Raw genomic sequence first — 18,479 nt, forward strand, 5'->3', positions numbered from 1 at the left:
TCAAAGGATATATCCATGTCTGGTCAAAACAGTTCCCAAAAATTTATCGCACGTAATCGATCGCCGCGTGTGCAGATCGAATATGACGTCGAGTTGTACGGCTCGGAAAAGCGTGTCGAATTGCCCTTTGTGATGGGCGTGATGGCCGACCTTTCCGGCAAGCCGACTGAACCACTGCCGCCGGTGGCCGATCGCAAGTTCCTTCCCTTCGACATCGACAACTTCGATGACCGCATGAAGGCGATGAAGCCGCGCGTTGCGATGTCCGTGGCGAACACGCTGTCCGGTGAGGGCCAACTGATGGTCGATATGACGTTCGAAAGCATGGAGGATTTTTCTCCCGCCGCCATCGCCAAGAAGATCGATGCACTGAAGCAATTGCTCGAGGCCCGGACGCAGCTTGCCAACCTGCAGACGTATATGGATGGCAAGACCGGGGCGGAGTCGTTGATCAATCAGTTGTTGAAAGACCCGGCATTGATGAAGGCGCTGGCCAGTTCGGCGAAGCCCGAATCGCCCAGCGAGCCCGCAAGCGAGCCGGTCACCGAGACCAAGGACGCCGAAGCCTGATCCGGTGCCAACTTCCTGACGCCATATTTCTCACGAGATTTCTATGTCTTCCGTATCCAATCAAGAACAATCTGCTGCCCCCACGCTCGAGCAATCGGACTTTGCAGCACTGATCAATCGCGAGTTTTCCCCGAAAACCGACCAGGCGCGCGACGCGGTCGATCTCGCAGTCAAGACGCTCGCCGAGCAGGCGTTGGCTTCGTCATTGACGATCGGAGACGATGCGTACCGAAGCATCGAAGCGTTTATCGCGGCGATCGATGCGAAGCTTTCCCAGCAGATCAATCTGATCCTGCATCACCCCGACTTCCAGAAACTTGAATCGGCGTGGCGCGGTCTGCACCATCTCGTATCGAACACGGAGACTGACGAACAGCTGCAAATCCGTGTCATGGATATCTCCAAAGACGAACTGCGCCGCACGTTGCGGCGGTTCAAAGGCACGGCATGGGACCAGAGTCCGCTCTTCAAACGCATTTATGAAGAGGAATATGGTCAGATGGGTGGTGAACCCTACGGCTGCCTGGTCGCGGACTATCACTTCGACCACACTCCGCCGGACGTCGAAATGCTGGGTTCGATCGCCAAGATCGCAGCGGCAGCCCACGCGCCGTTTATCTCCGGCGCCGCGCCTTCGGTGCTGCAGATGGGGTCGTGGCAAGAACTATCCAATCCGCGTGACATCACCAAGATCTTCAGCAACGTCGAATACGCACCGTGGAACGGCCTGCGGGATTCCGAGGATGCGCGGTACATCGGTCTGGTAATGCCGCGCATGCTTGCCAGAGCTCCTTACGGTATTCGCTCCAATCCCGTTGACGAATTCAATTTCGAAGAGGAGACGGATGGCACGGATCACGGCAAGTATGTTTGGGGTAACGCGGCCTACGCGATGGCGGTCAATATCAACCGCTCATTCAAGAACTACGGCTGGTGCTCTCTGATCCGCGGCGTGGAAAGCGGCGGCGTGGTGGAGAACCTGCCGTCCCACACGTTCCCGACCGATGACGGCGGCGTGGACATGAAGTGCCCGACGGAAATCGCCATTTCGGACCGGCGCGAAGCCGAGCTGTCAAAGAACGGCTTTATTCCTCTTATTCATCGCAAGAACACTGACTACGCCGCATTCATCGGCGCTCAGTCGCTGCAGCGGCCAGCCGAATACGCGGATGCGAACGCAACGGCCAACGCCAACCTGTCGGCGCGCTTGCCCTACATGTTTGCGTGCTCGCGCTTTGCGCACTACCTGAAATGCATCGTGCGGGACAAGATCGGTTCGTTCAAGGAGCGCGAAGACATGGAGCGCTGGCTGAACAACTGGATCATGGATTACGTGGACGGCGATCCGCGCAATTCGTCGCAGTCGACCAAGGCACGCCGCCCATTGTCTGCGGCGGAGGTCATTGTCGAGGACGTGGAAGGTAATCCTGGCTATTACAACGCGCGCTTCTTCCTGCGTCCGCATTTCCAGCTGGAAGGCCTGACCGTGTCGTTGCGGCTGGTGGCGCAATTGCCAGCGGTGCAGGCGGCTTGATCAAGCCATGAAGGTTAACGGACACCAGCCGTGCCGCGGCTGGTGTTCCGGAAGAATCTTTCGACGCGGTGGACCTAAAACGGTGTCCTACTCGTTGAATGAAAGACTTCCCTAGCCGCGTGGTGACGATCAACTGTTGTGAATCTCGTTGCCACGTTCGGGATGTTTAACCGGGTCTATCCCAACTTACTAATATTAAGGATTTTGTCAAATGTCTAATCAAGACTTCTTCTTGAAAATCGATGGCGTCAAGGGTGAATCCCAGGACAAGGAATTCAAGGACTATATTCAGGTGGACGGTTGGGGCTGGAGCATCAGTCAGCCTGTCAACATTCATGAAGGCACCGGTGGCGGCGCAGGTAAGGCGTCGGCTTCGGATCTTTACATTGTGCACCGTATCGACAGCGCGTCCGCCACGCTGATGAATCTGTGTACGAAAGGTGATGCCATCGGCAGTGCGGAGCTGGTATGCCGGAAGGCCGGCGGCGGCGGTATTGCATACCTGAAGCTTACGATGTCGGAAGTGATCATCTCCCATGTGAGTCAGCAAGGTGGCGGATCCGACTTTCCGACGGAATCGTTCAATCTGGCCTTTGCATCGATCAAGCAGGAATACACCCCGCAGACTGACAAGGGTGCCAAGGGCGCAACAATCACTGCGGAATACGATTTCAAGAAAAACGCAGAGAAATAATTCGACGATGCAGTGAGTCGATAGACTCCGAAGTGTTGGTCGTCGGTGCTGCCAAAAATGACTTAGTCAAACACCGGAATTTCACCGGCGACCCATTTCATTCTGTTTTCACCATGTTGTATTTACCGCGCAGAACTTCGTTGCAAACGTTTAATAAATATATCTGGATGCAAGGAATATGAATCTCTCGCGATAGGGAAGCTTCTCGGATCGAGGATACCGCTGAATATGTCCAAAAAAATGATCACTGTCGGTGACAGCACCACCCACGGCGGCAAGGTTATTTCGGGATCGGACAAACATTTATTGAACGGCCGGCCGATAGCGCGCAAGGGCGATCGCGTGGCCTGCCCGATGGTCGATCCGGGCGGCAAGCCGCACGGCGTCAACGCCATCAGCGAAGGCGACGACACCTGTCTTGTCGACGGCAAGCCGGTAGCACTGGAGGGCCATCGCACCGAATGCGGATGTCAGCTCATCGGTAGCCAGCCCGCTACGGTGGGGGGCTGATTCCGTGGGCGTCGAACCTTTGCGGCGGCGGACGGCGATTGTGGCAGGGCTTTGGGGTATTGCGCTGCTGGCCGGCTGCGCCAGCTCATCCGCGCAGACGGAACGCATGAAGCTCGATCTTTCCATTTCCGCGAAGGCGAATGTCAATCCCGATGAAAAGGGGCGCGCATCCCCGGTGCTGGTACGTGTCTACGAACTCAAGACCGAGGCCGCCTTTGTCAACGCCGATTATTTCCTTCTCGACAAATCGGACACAACGGCATTGGCGCAGGACCTGTTGGCGCGCGACGAATTCGTGCTGCGCCCGGGCGAGACGCGCAATGTCGAGCGCAAATTGCAAGAGGGCGCTCACATACTGGGATTTCTCGTCGGCTATCGGGACCTCGGCAAAGCGCAATGGCGCGCGGTGCACGTGCTGCCCAGCGCCCCAAGATCTGCATGGTATCGATCGGTAATCCCGGCAAGCGAAGTCGAACTGCAGGTGACCCTGGACCAGCAGGCCATATCCATTTCAAAACCCGACTGACGTCATGAGCTGGTACAACAAGGTTGTCTGGAGCGAAGGTCTGTTCCTGCGCCCGCAGCTGTTTCAACAGCAGGAGCGCTATCTCGAACACTACGCGCACAAGCGTGCCGCGTCGTTGAGCCCATTTTTCTGGGGATTTCACAAGTACAGCATCGACACCGAAGCGCTGTCGCTGGGAAAGCTGGTGCTTTCCGAGGCGGCGGGGGTGTTCCAGGATGGCACCCCGTTCGATGTGCCAGGGCAGACCACGCCGCCAGCGCCATTGGCGATTGGGCCGACGCATCTGAATCAGATCATTCACTTTGCCGTGCCGATTCGCATGCCGAATGCCGATGAAACCAGCTTTGGCGAGCGACGCGATTCCCTGGCTCGCTACCACGCGTTCGAGCGGGAGCTTGTCGATGCCAATTCGATCGCGCAAGGGCCGAAGCTGGTGCAGTTATCGGATCTCCGTGTGCGCCTTGTTCCTGAAAACGAACTCACTGAATCATGGATTGGGCTGCCGTTGGCACGCATTACGGAAATCCGGGCCGATGGCAGTGTGCGGCTCGACACCGCCCTGATCCCACCGGTCAACGTCTTTCCGGCAAGTCATCAACTGCTGAACTGGCTCGTCGAAGTTCACGGCCTGCTGCATCTAAGGGCCGATGCGCTGGCCGAAGGTGTCCTCGCTGGTGGCACGCGCGGGGCCGATGCCGCGGAGATTTCCGAGTATCTGATCCTGCAGTTGCTCAATCGCCATGAGCCGGTGCTCAAGCACCTGCTCGAAGCCAGGTCAGCGTCGCCGGAAACGCTTTACACGACTTTCGCGGCGCTGGCTGGCGAGCTTTCCACTTTCGTGCGCACGGATACGCGGCGCCCCGCCGCCTATCCGCCGTATCGTCACGCGGAGCCACACACATGCATTCGGCCACTTGTCGATGATTTGCGCTATTTGCTGAATGTGGTGCTTGAACGTGGCGCGCAACGCATCGAACTGCGCGACGAACGACACGGCTTGTACCTCGCCGTGCTCGATCCCGCCGAGATCCCGCGTTTCTCCACATTTGTGCTGGCGGTCCATGCGCAAATCCCTGCGGATGTGCTGACGCAGCAGTTTCCCGCGCAAACCAAGGTTGGGCCGTCGGGCCGCCTTGCCGAACTGATTCGCTCGCATTTGCCTGGCGTGCCGCTTCAAGTGCTGCCGGTGCCGCCGCGACAGATTCCGTTCAATGCAGGACACATCTACTTCGAAATCTCCCAGTCGCATCCGCTGTGGGAACAGGTGACAAAATTCGGTGGTCTCGCACTTCACGTGGCTGGTAGCTTTCCTGAACTCCGCATCGATCTATGGGGAGTGCGCAGCTGATGAGCGAATCGACCAACCGCGCCAACAGCGGCCAGAGCATCGCGGGAATAGAAACGAGTTCAGGCGCACAGCCGTCTCAGTCATCCGCGCGGGACGGCGCGGGCGCGCGAGAAGCGGACGCGACAGGCCCGCAGCGCGGCCCATGGGACTGGCGTCCAGCGGAGTCGCGCGAACAGACCCTGGCGCGCATTCTGGCCGCGCCAAATCCGCTGCTCGAGGCAGCGCAGCCGCTATTGCGCGCGTTGGCCGAGATGCCAGACCACCTGCCGGGTGCGCAGCGGATGACGTCCGAAACCGGCAGCGCCGCGGGAGCCTCGCAGTTCTCCGGCATGGCGATGGAACTGCGCCATTTGCTGATTCTGGAACTTGAGCAATTTCAGCAATTGTGCGAGCGCGCGGCAATTCGCCGTCAACACATCATTGCCACGAGCTATCTGCTGTGCACCGCGCTCGACGAAGCCGCGCATACCAGGGCTTGGGGCCTGAGCGGCTGGCCGCAACACGGCCTGTTGGTCAGCATTCATCAGGACACGGCCGGCGGCACACGTTGCTTCCAGCTGCTTGCCAAGCTGCTTAGCGAGTCTGACGAACACCTCGACCTGATCGAGGTGTTTTATCAGGTTCTGTCGCTGGGTTTCGTGGGGCGTTACGCCGGTGTTCCCGATGGACATCGGCAGATCGACGCCATTCGCCAGCGTCTGCTAGGGCTGGTCTCCGCCAAGCGCGGCGAGCTTCCACGCGAGCTGTCGCCACATTGGCGCGGCGTGCCGGCCAAGCCGTTGGGCGTGTTCCGTACGGTGCCGATCTGGTTGACCGCGTCGTTGCTCGGCATCGTCGTGCTTGGCATGCTGTCCTGGTACAAATACCACCTGCTGCTGCAAACCGAGGCGGCGGAGCAGCAGATCCTGGCCATCGGCAAGCTGCGGCCGCCGGAGCCGTCGAAGGTGTTCGGACTCAAGGAACGGCTCAAAGGCGATATCGAGCGCGGCGCTGTCAGCGTGCAGGAAGACGCCACGCGCAGCGTCGTCACCTTTCGCGGCGATGACATGTTTGGAGGTGGCCGCAGTGATGTGCAGGCATCCATCCTGCCGCTGCTCGACAAGGTATCCGCGGAACTGGCCCAGATTCCCGGCAACGTGACCGTGGTTGGCCACAGTGACAACCTCCCCATCCGTACCGCACGTTTCCCTTCCAATCAGGCACTGTCGGAAGCGCGGGCGCTCACCGTGAGCGAATACCTTGTCAGCAAAGGGGTTGCCACGGGGCGGATCAAATCCGTTGGCAAAGGCGACACCGAACCGGTTGCCGACAACAAGACTGCGACCGGGCGCGCAAAGAATCGCCGCGTTGAAATCATCGTGACGCAGCCATAAGGACCATCGCATGTTTTTTCGGAAAATTAGTGCGCCACGCGCCTTCTGGCCTTGTGTGATCGCGCTGGGCACGGCGGTGCTGATTGCGGTCGCAGTATGGTTCATCGGCCCGTTGCTGGCGTTCGATGACTGGCAGCCCTTGGCAGGAGTCGGCATACGTCTGACACTGGTCGCCTTGCTGGCAGCGCTCGTGATGCTGTGGTGGTTCAGGCTGCCACTATGGCCGATCGCGAGCGTCGCGTTTTGCTTGCTGATCTGGCACGCGGGACCGATGCTGGCGCTTGGGCAATTCAGACCGCTGGTGCCGCAGTCCACTCGCATCGTGACGATCGTCATCGTCGTCGTCGTGTCGTTCGCATTGATGTTTTACGGCCTGTGGAAGCGGCTCGTGGCGGACAAGGCATTTGCCAGAAAAATACTGAAGCTCGATGACGATGTGGAATCCGCGGACGCCGCGTCGACGCACAACGCCGTGGCGTTGCTGACGAATCTCATGCAGACGGCATTGCGCCAGTTGAAGGGGATGCGCAAGACCGGCGGCATCCGGCGCCTGGTCGAAGGCAAAGGTTATCTGTACAGGTTGCCCTGGTATCTGTTGATAGGACCGGCGCACGCCGGCAAAACTGCGGCGCTGCTCAACGCCGGTCTGGAATTTCCGATCGCCGAGCAAATGGCAGGCATTGCGAAAGCACAGGTCGCCACCGAAAACGTGCAATGGTGGATGACCAACGAAGCGGTGCTGATCGACACCGCTGGGCGCTATACGGATCAGGAACAGAATGCACAGGCGGACCGTGCGGAGTGGAAGACCCTGCTGGGCCTGCTGCGAAAAGCGCGGCCGCGTACGCCGGTCAATGGCGCGATGCTGTTTATCAGTTGTCCCGATCTGCTGACCAAGTCACCCGATGCGCTTCGCGTGCTGGCGGCCTCACTACGCGCCAGGCTGATCGAATTGCGCCAGGATCTGGGCGTGCAGTTTCCGATCTATGTGGTGGTCACGAAGATCGATCAGATCGCGGGCTTTGCCGAGTATTTCCAGACGTTGTCCAGCGAGGGTCGTGCGCAACCGTGGGGCTTCACGTTGCCACTGAAGGAGGGCCGCGGACAGCGCGCCGCGCAGGCTGCGAGCCTGATCGAACAATGCCGCGCGGAACTGGACGTCCTCATCAACCGGCTGCGCGATGGGCTCAACCTGAGGCAGTACGAGGTCTTCGACAAGACCGCCTGCAGTCATATGCAGGGCATGCGCGAGGACATGCAAAGCCTGACAGTGCCGTTGCTGAACGTGCTCGAGCATGTCTTTCTCGATTCGCGCTACGACAATACCGAGCATCGTCCGATGCTGCGCGGCGTCTATTTCACCAGCGCGCTGCAGACCGGCGAGACGGTCATCGGCAATCCGCATACGGTCATGCGCGCGCTGGAGCGATCGCGCGGCGCCCACATGACATCGGCCGCGGACGAGCCCGGCGGTCGCAACCTCGTGCGCGTCGAAAAAACCCATGCAAGCGGGTATCGCAGCTTCTTCCTGCAGGAGGTGATTCAGCGCATCATCGTGCCGGAGGCGTATCTGGTCCGCCCAAACCTGCGCTGGGCATTTCGCTTCCGCCTGTTTCGTGTGCTCTGCCACACGGTCTGCCTGGCGCTGTTCGTCTGGATGATGTTCGGCCTGCGTGAAAGCCACCAGAACAATGGCCAGTACCTGAATCAGGTGACGGCGAAAGCCCAGGAAGTCTCGCAGAGGGTTGTCGCTTTCTACAAGCAATCGCAGACTGCGGCCGTGCCGGAACTGCTGGACGGGGCCAACGATATTGCCGCATATCCGGGACTCGACCCCGCGTCGCCGGCGCTGGCGTGGCGCTACGGACTCTACACGGCGCCGCGCATTCTGAGCGCGACGACCAAGACCCATGCGGCGCTACAGGACAACCTGCTGGTCCCGTATCTGGTGCATCGCGTGGAAGCGGCCCTGACCGCAGCCATCGCCGCGCAGGACAGTCGCGCGACATACGAGACGTTGCGGATCTACCTGATGCTGCACGAGGCGGAAAAGTTCAACGCCGCGGAGGTGCGCGAGTGGGTCCAGGCCGACTGGAGCACCGGGAACGCCGCCGACGATTTCGGCGGCCGCATCGCGGCGCTCGAACATCTGAACCGCTTGCTCGATGGCAGTCGCGTGGTGCAATCGCCGTATGCGCGCAATGAAACGCTGGTGCAGTCAGCGCGCGATTTTCTGGACGACAGCACATCGGTGGAGCGGCTCTACGAGCAGGCCAAGACCGCCATGGCCCAGGACGCGCCGCAGGACTTCACATTGCTGCGCGCGGTCGGTCCGCAGGCAGGCACGGTGTTTACACGCGCTGGTGGCGAGCCGGTGGAGCGGGGCGTTCCAGGTCTCTTCACCTATGACGGATACCACGACGTATTCAACGCGCGGCTGGCCGAGTTCGTCAGCAAGGCCCAGGTGGCCGACTCGTGGGTGATGGGCGACCGCCAGCGCAAATCCCTGTCCGGAACCGTGGCGGGCGCGGTGGGCAAGGTGAGCGGCATTGATCCGTTCACGCGCGAAATCCGCCGGCTTTACCTGGCGGAATACGCCCGGCGCTGGACGGTCTTTCTTGCCGATATCCGTACCCTGACAGGCAACAATCTAGCGTTCGATCTGGACGTCCTGCGCCAGTTTGCCGCGCCCGATTCGCCGTTGGCGCGGCTGGGGCGGGCCGCGGTGCGCGAGACGACGCTCAGCCGGCCGATGGAGATGCAGGACAAGCTGCTGTCGGACGCCGCTGGGCAGGCGGAGAAGAAACTCGGTATCAAAGATGGGGTGTTGAAGGCGCGTGCCGAATCGCGTCAGGAATGGGATCTGGTGGACAGTCGTTTCGCGGCGCTGCGCGAAGTGGTGTCCGGGCAGGCCGATCCACGCGCCGGCAATACGTCGTCCACGTCGGGCAAACCGCGTCTCGATGCCATCTCCGGCTTGGTCAACGCCTACTACACCACGCTGGTGGTGGCCAACAATGCGCTGAACACGCGCAATATGCCGCCGCCGGCCGATGCGGGAGATCAATTGCGCATGGAAGCCGCAAAGCTGCCGGCGCCGTTCAATGCCGTGCTGGCCGATCTGGTGGTTCAAGGCACGCGCGATGTCAATCAGGGCGTGGGCGAAATCCTCGTCGCCAAGATGGACGCCGTGATCGGCGAGCAATGCCGGCGCGCGATCGAAGGCAAGTATCCGTTCATGCCCACCGCCGCCGAGGATGTCGACGCAGACGATTTCGTGCGCATCTTCGCCAGCGGTGGCGTGCTGGACGACTTTTTCCAGCAGGTGCTTGCTCCCCATGTCGACACGACGACCTCGCCCTGGCGCTACAAGCTCACCGCACCCGACGTGCCGCCCGTCGCTGGCCCCAGCCTGGTGCCGTTTCAGCACGCCAAGGAGATTCGCAATGTGTTCTTTCGCGATCCGAGCGGCAAGAAGCTGGCGTGGAAGGTCGACATGAAGATCATGGAAGTCGATCCCGAAATCGTCTCGCTGCAACTCGATATCGACGGACAGGTCCAGCGCTATGTGCATGGCCCGGTAGTGCCGATGAACGTCACCTGGCCTGGATCGCGCGGCGGGCAGCGCGCAGAGATCACGGCCAATCCGCGTGTGCGGCCCGATACCTCGACAAAGGTCGCCAATGGCCCATGGGCGCTGATGCGGCTGATCGATCAGGCCAAATTATCGGTCGCGTCTGGCACCAGCCAGATTACCGCAGAGTTTGATTTCGACGGGCGCAAGGCCCGTTTCGACATTGGTATGGGCGGTTTGCCCAATCCGTGGACCACAACCCTGCTGCAGGGCTTTCATTGCCCCGGGCGATCCGGCTGAGCCTGCCGCGCCACACGAAACGCCAATCGCTGGCACAATGCGCCGACATCCCGATGTCGACCTATAGCGATGGCGGACATCGCAACACGTTGCTCGACATTGGGCCTTCCCGTTCGTTGCCGGAGGATTCTGCCCCCATGTCACACGTGTCATGCCTTCGCCGTACCGCGTTCTCGCTTGCCACGGCCACCGCCATTGCCGCGGCGATCGGCCCCGCCCACGCACAGACGCTCGATGTTCCGCAGGTTTCGCCTGCTGTCGACAGTGCCTACGCAAAACTCGAAGCATCGCCGCTGTATCGCAAGCTGATGGCCGATGTGCGTGCCGACGATGCGCGTGCGCTTGCCGAGCTGAAGACGATGACCGAAATCCCCGCGCCGCCGTTCAAGGAAAAGGCGCGCGCCGAGTATTTCGTTTCCCGGCTGAAGGCGCTGGGCTTGAACGATGCGCACATCGACGCCGAAGGCAATGCGATCGGCATCCGCAAGGGCGCCGGTAACGGGCCCAAGCTCTTGGTTTCCGCGCATCTGGATACGGTGTTTCCGGAGGGCACCGACGTCACGGTGAAATCGCGCGACGGCAAGCTCTATGCGCCCGGCATCGGCGATGACACGCGTGGCCTGGCGGTTCTGCTGTCATGGCTCAAGGTGCTCAACGAGAACAACGTGCGCACGGTTGGCGATCTGGTTTTTGTGGGCAACGTCGGCGAGGAAGAGCTTGGCAATCTGCGCGGAATGCGCGCCGTGTTCAGGGATCATCCCGATATCGATGGCATGGTCGGGATCGAGCCGGGCACCGGCGAGCGCGTGCTGACACAAGGCACCGGCAGCCATCGCTACGAGGTCACGTTCCGCGGTCCGGGTGGCCACAGCTTTGGCGCGTTTGGCTTGCCAAGCGCCATCCACGCAATGGGGCGCGCAATCGGCAAGATCGGCGACGTGCGCACCCCGGCCGATCCAAAGACTACCTTCACTGTGGGCACGGTTGGCGGCGGCACGTCGGTGAACGCAATTGCGGGAGACGCGCGCATGGCCATCGATATCCGCTCCAATGCCACGCCGTCGCTGCTGGAGACCGAAAAGCAGATCATGGACGCGATTGCGGCGGGTGTGGCCGAAGAAAACCGCCGATGGTCGGCCGCAAAGGGGCAGGAAATCACGTTTCAGGCGCGCCAGATCGGCGATCGTCCGGCAGGCATGACGCCCGGCAACGCGGTGATCGTGCAGTCGGCGGTGCGCGTGATCAAGGCCAACAGCAAGGAAGCGCCTTCGCTGCGCGGCGGCAGCACTGACGCAAACGTGCCGATGGCACTCGGTATCCCGGCCATCATCATCGGCAGCGGCGGCAAATCGGGCGGATCGCATTCGCGCGACGAGTGGTTCGACCCCACCCATGCCTATGAAGGCGCGCAATGGGGCCTCACCACGGTACTTGGCCTCGTGGGCGTGCAGGGCATCGATGCGCCGCTGCTCGAGCGCCGTCCCGGCAAGCCGCCCATCACGCGCTGATCGGGAAGCCCTTGTCGAACGTGGCGGCGACGTCGAGCCGTTGCTTCAGCAGCCCTGACTTGAGGTAAAAGTCGGCGGTCTGCTGCTGTACGGCGATCAATTCCGCATCGATCGGCTGCCACTGCGTGCGGCGCCTTTCGAACTGCAGGCGCGCGGCTTCCGGAGCAATGCCGATGATGCGCGCCAGCGTGGCGGAGAACTCGGGAACGTGCTGATACGACCACGCTTGCGCCCGCACGATGCGCTGCAGAAAATCGCCGAGCACGGCACGTTTGGCCGCCAGCGCCGCGTCGGTCGCCGCGAGATAGCTCAAGCCCGACCAAAGCCCGCGCCCGCTGACCAGCACGCGCGCATGCCCGCTGGTCTCCGCCATGGCCGTATAGGGTTCCCACGTCGCCCAGGCGTCGACCGATCCATTGGTCAATGCGAGCTTGGCGTCGGCGGGCGGCAGAAACCGGATGTCGGCGTCTTCGGGCCGCAACCCTGCCGACGACAATGCCTTCAGCGCAACGAAATGGCCGATCGAACCACGGTTGGTGCCGATGCGCTTGCCCTTCAGGTCCGCGGCGGTCTTCAGCGGCGAATCGGGCCGCACCAGCACCGCTGTGCCATACGGGTCGGACCGGTTGGCGCCGATCAGCTTGATGCGCGTGCCGGCGGCCAGGGCGAAGATCGCGGGCGCATCGCCGATCGGCCCGCTGTCGACGGCGCCTGCGTTCAGCGCTTCTGCAAGCGGCGCCGCAGCGGGGAATTCGGTCCACTGGATGTCATAGCTCAGGCCTTTCAGCGCGTCGGCGGCTTCCAGCAGAGCGCGCAGGCCGCCCTTCTGATCCCCCGCCTTCAATAGCGGTCGCGTCTGCGCGCGCAGGGCGGGAACGGCGGCAAGCATGGCGCCAGCGCTGGCGGCATGAAGAAACTGGCGGCGGGAGGCGGTCATCGTCTGATTTCTGATGGGAAAACGCAGACCGTAAGCGTTGACGATGCGCCGGCCAACGAATCATTTCGCCGATCCTTATGCCGTGAGTGCCGCGACTATCACATCTGAATTGTGCTGTAAATAACACTCAAGTGTGGTTATCGTCACGGGAACTTTCCGCCATAACGGCGGTTGCGCGCGATCGGGTGAACGGGGCCTTTTTGTCGTTTTTGACGACTCGCGCGTATTTAGACAAAGAATCCAATAAAAGAGGGTCGCAATGGGTTTCAAGACAACGGGAGTCGCCGTAGCCGCCGTGCTGCTGCTGGGTGCGTGCGCCGACATGCAAATGGGCGCCAAGGATGCGAAGACGGTGGCAACCGGCTCCGTCGGCGGCACCGAATCGCAAAACGCACAGACTACCTTGCAGCGCTGCGATGCGCCGCTGGGTACGGTATCGATCATCGAGGACACTTCTGCGCCGTGGTACGGCATCCTGACCGGCCAGTATCAGCTGGGCAGCACGGTTCCGGTACTGAAGCTGCTGGTGCAGCAGTCCAATTGTTTCGTCGTGGTGGATCGCGGCCGTGGCCTCGACGCCGCGATGGGCGAACGCGCCCTGAACGCAACGGGCGAATTGCGCAAGAAGTCGAAGTTGCAGAAGGGCCAGATGGTGGCGGCCGACTACACGGTCAGCCCCAGCATCACCTTCAGCAGCAATAACACCGGCGGTGGGTCGGGTCAGTTGCTGGCGTGGGTGCCGCACGTGGGCGGCGTGCTGTCCAGCGTGGCCGGCAGCATGAAGAGCGCCGAGGCGTCGACGCTGCTGACGCTGGTCGACAACCGTTCGAGCGTGCAGCTGGCCGCCGCCGAAGGATCGGCCAAGAATATCGACTACGGCATGCTCGGCGCCCTGATGGGCAACAGCGCGCGCGGCAGCGCAGGTGCGTACTCGAACACACCGCAAGGCAAGGTGGTGGTCGCCGCGTTTACCGATTCGCTGAACAACCTCGTCACCGCCGTCAAACAGTACAAGGCGCAGAACGTCAAGGGCGGCCTGGGCACGGGCGGCCAGTTGAAGGTCAACTAAGGCGTAACGCCGGGCAACGCGGATCGAACGCGGTCAAAGACCGCGAACCTCGCTGCGTCGCTTGGTATGACGAAAGGCCGCGGTCGTCGGGATTGCGGCCTTTTTTGCATGGTGGCGCGTGCCGGGGCATCCAATTCGGTTGCGTCGCCGCGGGCGTTGCGCTTCAATGTCTGCCTCGCAAACGCTCGCTTCTTATCGATGGATGCCATTCCCGACAGACCCGCCCGACCTCCCATGCGCGCGCTGACCGCGCTGGAGGGCCGCGTCGTCGCCGTGCTGCTTGAAAAGCAACTTACGGTGCCGGACACCTATCCGCTGTCGCTGAACGCGCTGGTGGCCGGATGCAACCAGAAGACCGCACGCTCGCCGGTGATGAGCGCCAGCGAGGCCGAAATCCTCACGGCCATCGATGGCCTGAAGTCCCTGAGCCTGGTGTTCGAAGGCAGCAGCAGCCGTGTGCCGCGCTTCGAGCAGAATCTGGCAAAAGTGCTCGGTGTGCCAAGCCAGTCGGCGGCGCTGCTTTCCACGCTGCTGTTGCGCGGCCCGCAAACCGCGGCGGAACTGCGGCTCAATTCAGCGCGCCTGCATGCGTTTGCCGATATTTCGTCGGTCGAGGGATTCCTGGACGAACTTGCAGAGCGCACGCCGGCGCTGGTCGTCAAGCTGCCGCGCGCGCCGGGCGAACGCGAGCATCGATGGATGCACCTGATGTGCGGCGAGGTCAGCGCGGCCGAATGGGGCGCATCGCCGCGCGGCGCCAGCGCGGACGAAGACGTATCGCCGTCGGAATTCGAAGCGCTGCGCATCAGCCATCGCGCCCTGGAAGACAAGGTGGCGCGCCTGCAGGCGCTGGTCGAAGACATGGCCGGCCAGCTTGGCATCAAGATCGACACGGCGCCTTCCGAGGACGGCTCGGCCTGAAACGTCGTCCACTGAGCCGATATGCGCGTGGGGGCGATCGCGCGCAATTGCACGCTTTTTATAAGACGATCGCAGATTTTGCGAATTGTCCGGCAGCCCGCCGCCGTATGGGCGCCGGTGCCGCCGAAGGCCTCTTCCGGTAGCACGATGCGCGGCGGCGGCGGCCATATCTTCGTCGCCGCGCGCACTTCCAATGGGCGGAATCGGCACATTTTCGGCGCGTCGCGCTAAAGATTGGCACCCCGGGGCCGTTATTTCCGCTGGCCCGCTCATTCCTGAAACAGGCACCTGTTTCCCCGCCTTTTCCCCCCAATGCTTTCCAGTCCGGGATTTGATAATCCTCGGTGACGAAGTGCCGTCCGTGCGCGTCGTATTGGAGCATTCATGTCCGAGGAAAGCGATCTCGAAAAAACCGAACCCGCCTCACCCCGGCGCCTCGAAAAGGCGCGCGAGGAGGGGCAGGTGGTGCGTTCGCGCGAACTCGGCACGTTCGTCATGCTGATGACGGGCGTGTTGGGCCTGTGGGTCATGGGCGGCATGCTCGGCCGCAAGCTCAATGCCGTGATGCACGCCAGCCTGGCGTTCGAGCCCGCCACGGCGTTCGACACGCACCGCATGCTGTCGCAGTTCGGCGTGGCGATCTGGGAAAGCCTGCTGGCTTTCATGCCGCTGCTGCTGATGTTTGGCGTGGCGGCGCTGGTGGCGCCGCTGGCGCTGGGCGGCTGGGTTTTCTCGACGAAATCGTTCGCGCCCGACTTCAAGCGCATGTCGCCGCTGGCCGGCATCGGCAGGATGTTCTCGTCGAACTCGCTCGTGGAACTGGCCAAGGCCATCGCCAAGTCCCTGCTGGTGGGCGGCGTGGGCGCGTGGCTGCTGTGGCGCGAGATCCCCGAAGCCGTCGCGTTGATGAACGCGCCGATCGAGGAAGCGCTGCTGCACATGACCGACATGGTGCTGTACGTGTGCGCGATGGTGGCCGGATCGCTGTTGCTGGTGGCGGCGCTGGACGTGCCGTGGCAACTTTGGACGTTCTACAAGAAGCTGCGCATGACCAAGGAAGAGGTCAAGCAGGAGATGAAGGAAACCGATGGCGATCCGCATATCAAGGCCCGCATCCGCCAGCAGCAGCGGGCCATGGCGCGTCGCCGGATGATGTCCGAAGTGCCCAAGGCGGACGTGGTGGTGACCAACCCCACGCACTTCGCCGTGGCGCTGCGCTACGACGAGACGGCGCGCTGGAACGCGCCGCGCGTGGTGGCCAAAGGTACCGACGAAGTGGCCGCGCGCATCCGCGAACTGGCCGCCGAGCATCGCGTGCCGGTGTTGTCGGCGCCGCCGCTGGCGCGCGCGCTGCACCGTCACGTCGAACTGGGGCAGGAAATCCCGGCGGGTTTGTACACCGCAGTGGCCGAGGTCCTGGCCTGGGTCTTTCAATTGAAACACTGGCACTACAGCCAAGGCCCGCAGCCCAATGCGCCGGCCGAGCTGCTGGTGCCGGATGAACTAGCCGTACCGGAAAGCCGCGCATGAACGCTCTGACCAACCTTTTCAACTCGCCCGCACTGCGTGGCGGCGCCCAGATGAAGGCGCTGGCTGGCCCGCTGCTGGTCGTGATGATCCTCGGCATGATGATTCTGCCGTTGCCGGCGTTCATCCTGGATCTGTTGTTCACGTTCAATATCGCATTGTCGATCATGGTGCTGTTGGTCGGCATGTACACGCAGCGCCCGCTCGATTTCGCCGCGTTTCCCGCCGTGCTGCTGTTCTCCACGCTGCTGCGTCTGTCGCTGAACGTGGCCTCCACGCGCGTGGTGCTGCTCGAGGGCCATACCGGCCCGGACGCCGCGGGCAAGGTGATCGAGGCGTTTGGCCACTTCCTGGTCGGCGGCAACTTCGCCGTCGGTATCGTGGTGTTCGCGATCCTGGTGGTGATCAACTTTATGGTAATCACCAAGGGCGCAGGCCGTATCGCCGAAGTCGGCGCGCGCTTCATGCTCGATGCGATGCCTGGCAAGCAGATGGCCATCGACGCCGACCTCAACGCTGGCCTGGTCAACGAAGAAGGCGCACGCAAGCGCCGCGCCGAAGTGGCGCAGGAATCCGATTTCTACGGCGCGATGGACGGTGCATCGAAGTTCGTGCGCGGCGACGCCGTCGCCGGCCTGCTGATCATGTTCATCAACGTGTCCGCAGGGATGGTAGTCGGCATGGTCCAGCACGATCTGGATTTCGCTACCGCCGTGCACAACTACACGCTGCTGACGATCGGCGACGGCCTGGTGGCGCAGATCCCGGCGCTGGTGATCTCCACCGCAGCCGGTGTGATCGTGTCGCGCGTGTCCAACGAGCAGGACGTTGGCCAGCAGCTGACTGGCCAGCTGTTCTCGAATCCGCGCGTGATGTTCATCACCGCGGCCATTATCGGCATGATGGGCATCATCCCCGGCATGCCGCACTTTGCCTTCCTGCTGCTGGCTGGCGGACTGGTCTGGTTTGGCCGCTACATGATGCAGCGCGAAGCAAAGGTTGCCGAGAGCAAGACGCGCGACGAACGCACGCCCGCCGTGCCGGCGGAAACCGCCGAAGCCACATGGGAAGACGTCACGATGGTCGACCCGCTCGGCATGGAAGTGGGCTACCGCCTGATCACACTGGTGGATCGCGGACAGAACGGCGAATTGCTGGGCCGCATCAAGAGCATCCGCAAGAAGATCGCGCAGGACATCGGCTTCCTGGTGCCGGTGGTCCATATCCGCGACAACCTCGAACTGAAGCCGACCGCCTACCGCATCACGCTCAAGGGCGTGGAAATTGGCAGCGGCGAAGCCAGCCCGGGCCAGTGGATGGCAATCAATCCTGGCCAGGTCACGGGCACGCTGCCTGGCGCGGCGACGCGCGATCCGGCCTTCGGCCTGCCGGCCGTCTGGATCGACGCCAGCCTCAAGGAACAGGCGCAGGCGTATGGCTACACCGTGGTCGACGCCAGCACCGTGGTGGCTACCCACCTGAACCATCTGATCCAGATGCACGCGTCCGAACTGCTGGGCCGCCAGGAAGTGCAGGCGCTGCTCGACCGCATCGCCAAGGAAGCGCCGAAGCTGACCGAGGATCTGGTGCCGAAGACGATCTCCCTGACGGGACTGCAGAAGATCCTGCAGAACCTGCTCGACGAAGGCGTGGCGATCCGCGACATGCGCACCATTCTGGACGTCGTGGCGGAAAACGCGCCGAAGATCAACGATCCGGCCGAACTGACCACGCTGGTGCGCGTGGCGCTGGGCCGCGCCATCACTCAACAGCTGTTCCCCAACAACGCCGACATGCAGGTGATCGGCATCGACGCCGGCCTGGAGCGCGTGCTGACGCAAGCGATGGCCAACGGCGGCGGCATCGAGCCGGGGCTGGCCGATGCGCTGCTGCAGCAGGCGCAAGGCGCAGTCATGCGCCAGGAACAGCTCGGACTCGACCCCGTGCTGCTGGTGCCGGCGCCGCTACGGCCGCTGATGGCGCGCTTCCTGCGTCGCACGCTGCCGCAACTGAAAGTGCTGTCTCACGCAGAAGTACCGGACAACCGCAACATCCGCATCACCGCCATGATCGGCGGCGCGGCGTAAG

14 protein-coding genes are annotated in these 18,479 nt (G+C 62.4%); 13 read left to right on the forward strand and 1 reads right to left on the reverse strand.

Annotated elements, in window-relative coordinates; all coding sequences use genetic code 11:
• Window positions 1–15 precede the first annotated feature (15 nt).
• From tssB to AC1RKI_RS18750, 9 genes are all read left to right on the forward strand, one after another.
• Complete coding sequence (tssB, locus tag AC1RKI_RS18710; protein ID WP_492796538.1) at window positions 16–570, forward strand: type VI secretion system contractile sheath small subunit; 555 nt, start codon at window positions 16–18, stop codon at window positions 568–570.
• Between the two features lie 43 nt (window positions 571–613).
• On the forward strand, window positions 614–2,104 hold the full coding sequence (gene tssC, locus AC1RKI_RS18715; RefSeq protein ID WP_061958692.1) for a type VI secretion system contractile sheath large subunit: 1,491 nt from the start codon (window positions 614–616) through the stop codon (window positions 2,102–2,104).
• Between the two features lie 211 nt (window positions 2,105–2,315).
• On the forward strand, window positions 2,316–2,798 hold the full coding sequence (locus AC1RKI_RS18720; protein WP_061958693.1) for an Hcp family type VI secretion system effector: 483 nt from the start codon (window positions 2,316–2,318) through the stop codon (window positions 2,796–2,798).
• Between the two features lie 228 nt (window positions 2,799–3,026).
• A complete protein-coding gene (locus tag AC1RKI_RS18725; RefSeq protein WP_061958694.1) occupies window positions 3,027–3,308 on the forward strand; it encodes a PAAR domain-containing protein in 282 nt (93 codons plus the stop codon).
• Between the two features lie 4 nt (window positions 3,309–3,312).
• The gene (tssJ, locus tag AC1RKI_RS18730; protein ID WP_492796540.1) at window positions 3,313–3,834 is read left to right on the forward strand and encodes a type VI secretion system lipoprotein TssJ; all 522 of its coding nucleotides are present in this window, start codon (window positions 3,313–3,315) and stop codon (window positions 3,832–3,834) included.
• 4 nt (window positions 3,835–3,838) lie between these two features.
• Entirely contained in the window at window positions 3,839–5,182 is a 1,344-nt protein-coding gene (tssK, locus tag AC1RKI_RS18735) for a type VI secretion system baseplate subunit TssK (protein WP_061958695.1), read from the forward strand.
• On the forward strand, window positions 5,182–6,555 hold the full coding sequence (gene tssL, locus AC1RKI_RS18740; RefSeq protein WP_150982497.1) for a type VI secretion system protein TssL, long form: 1,374 nt from the start codon (window positions 5,182–5,184) through the stop codon (window positions 6,553–6,555). Before tssK ends, tssL begins: the two co-directional genes overlap by 1 nt.
• A gap of 10 nt (window positions 6,556–6,565) precedes the next feature.
• A complete protein-coding gene (gene tssM, locus AC1RKI_RS18745; protein ID WP_492796542.1) occupies window positions 6,566–10,429 on the forward strand; it encodes a type VI secretion system membrane subunit TssM in 3,864 nt (1,287 codons plus the stop codon).
• A 137-nt stretch (window positions 10,430–10,566) separates the two neighbouring features.
• Window positions 10,567–11,937 (forward strand): M20/M25/M40 family metallo-hydrolase, encoded by a 1,371-nt coding sequence (locus tag AC1RKI_RS18750; protein WP_492796544.1) that lies wholly within the window; start codon window positions 10,567–10,569, stop codon window positions 11,935–11,937.
• Here AC1RKI_RS18750 and AC1RKI_RS18755 read toward each other — a convergent pair.
• Window positions 11,927–12,874, reverse strand: a complete 948-nt coding sequence (locus AC1RKI_RS18755; RefSeq protein ID WP_492796546.1) for an ABC transporter substrate-binding protein — start codon at window positions 12,872–12,874, stop codon at window positions 11,927–11,929. The genes AC1RKI_RS18750 and AC1RKI_RS18755 overlap by 11 nt on opposite strands.
• 259 nt (window positions 12,875–13,133) lie before the next feature.
• Between AC1RKI_RS18755 and AC1RKI_RS18760 the strand changes: the two genes are divergently transcribed.
• The 4 genes from AC1RKI_RS18760 (at window position 13,134) to flhA (ending at window position 18,478) form a co-directional block, all read left to right on the forward strand.
• Window positions 13,134–13,943 carry a CsgG/HfaB family protein gene (locus tag AC1RKI_RS18760; protein ID WP_061958699.1) on the forward strand — a complete coding sequence of 270 codons (810 nt, stop codon included), beginning with the start codon at window positions 13,134–13,136 and terminating at the stop codon, window positions 13,941–13,943.
• 198 nt (window positions 13,944–14,141) lie between these two features.
• On the forward strand, window positions 14,142–14,864 hold the full coding sequence (locus tag AC1RKI_RS18765; RefSeq protein ID WP_061958720.1) for a YceH family protein: 723 nt from the start codon (window positions 14,142–14,144) through the stop codon (window positions 14,862–14,864).
• A 384-nt stretch (window positions 14,865–15,248) separates the two neighbouring features.
• Entirely contained in the window at window positions 15,249–16,394 is a 1,146-nt protein-coding gene (gene flhB / locus AC1RKI_RS18770; RefSeq protein ID WP_061958700.1) for a flagellar biosynthesis protein FlhB, read from the forward strand.
• The gene (gene flhA / locus AC1RKI_RS18775) at window positions 16,391–18,478 is read left to right on the forward strand and encodes a flagellar biosynthesis protein FlhA (RefSeq protein WP_061958701.1); all 2,088 of its coding nucleotides are present in this window, start codon (window positions 16,391–16,393) and stop codon (window positions 18,476–18,478) included. Before flhB ends, flhA begins: the two co-directional genes overlap by 4 nt.
• Window position 18,479 lies beyond the last annotated feature (1 nt).

The sequence above is a fragment of the Cupriavidus sp. GW822-FHT06G04 genome (assembly GCF_058799075.1).

Bases quoted from the DNA above. Each gene is read 5' to 3' on its own strand.
- tssB (WP_492796538.1), top strand. From the start codon at position 16: ATGTCTGGTCAAAACAGTTCCCAAAAATTTATCGCACGTAATCGATCG.
- AC1RKI_RS18765 (WP_061958720.1), top strand. From the start codon at position 14,142: ATGGATGCCATTCCCGACAGACCCGCCCGACCTCCCATGCGCGCGCTG.
- AC1RKI_RS18725 (WP_061958694.1), top strand. From the start codon at position 3,027: ATGTCCAAAAAAATGATCACTGTCGGTGACAGCACCACCCACGGCGGC.
- AC1RKI_RS18760 (WP_061958699.1), top strand. From the start codon at position 13,134: ATGGGTTTCAAGACAACGGGAGTCGCCGTAGCCGCCGTGCTGCTGCTG.
- flhA (WP_061958701.1), top strand. From the start codon at position 16,391: ATGAACGCTCTGACCAACCTTTTCAACTCGCCCGCACTGCGTGGCGGC.
- tssC (WP_061958692.1), top strand. From the start codon at position 614: ATGTCTTCCGTATCCAATCAAGAACAATCTGCTGCCCCCACGCTCGAG.
- tssM (WP_492796542.1), top strand. From the start codon at position 6,566: ATGTTTTTTCGGAAAATTAGTGCGCCACGCGCCTTCTGGCCTTGTGTG.
- AC1RKI_RS18750 (WP_492796544.1), top strand. From the start codon at position 10,567: ATGTCACACGTGTCATGCCTTCGCCGTACCGCGTTCTCGCTTGCCACG.
- AC1RKI_RS18755 (WP_492796546.1), bottom strand. From the start codon at position 12,874: ATGACCGCCTCCCGCCGCCAGTTTCTTCATGCCGCCAGCGCTGGCGCC.
- tssK (WP_061958695.1), top strand. From the start codon at position 3,839: ATGAGCTGGTACAACAAGGTTGTCTGGAGCGAAGGTCTGTTCCTGCGC.
- tssL (WP_150982497.1), top strand. From the start codon at position 5,182: ATGAGCGAATCGACCAACCGCGCCAACAGCGGCCAGAGCATCGCGGGA.
- flhB (WP_061958700.1), top strand. From the start codon at position 15,249: ATGTCCGAGGAAAGCGATCTCGAAAAAACCGAACCCGCCTCACCCCGG.
- AC1RKI_RS18720 (WP_061958693.1), top strand. From the start codon at position 2,316: ATGTCTAATCAAGACTTCTTCTTGAAAATCGATGGCGTCAAGGGTGAA.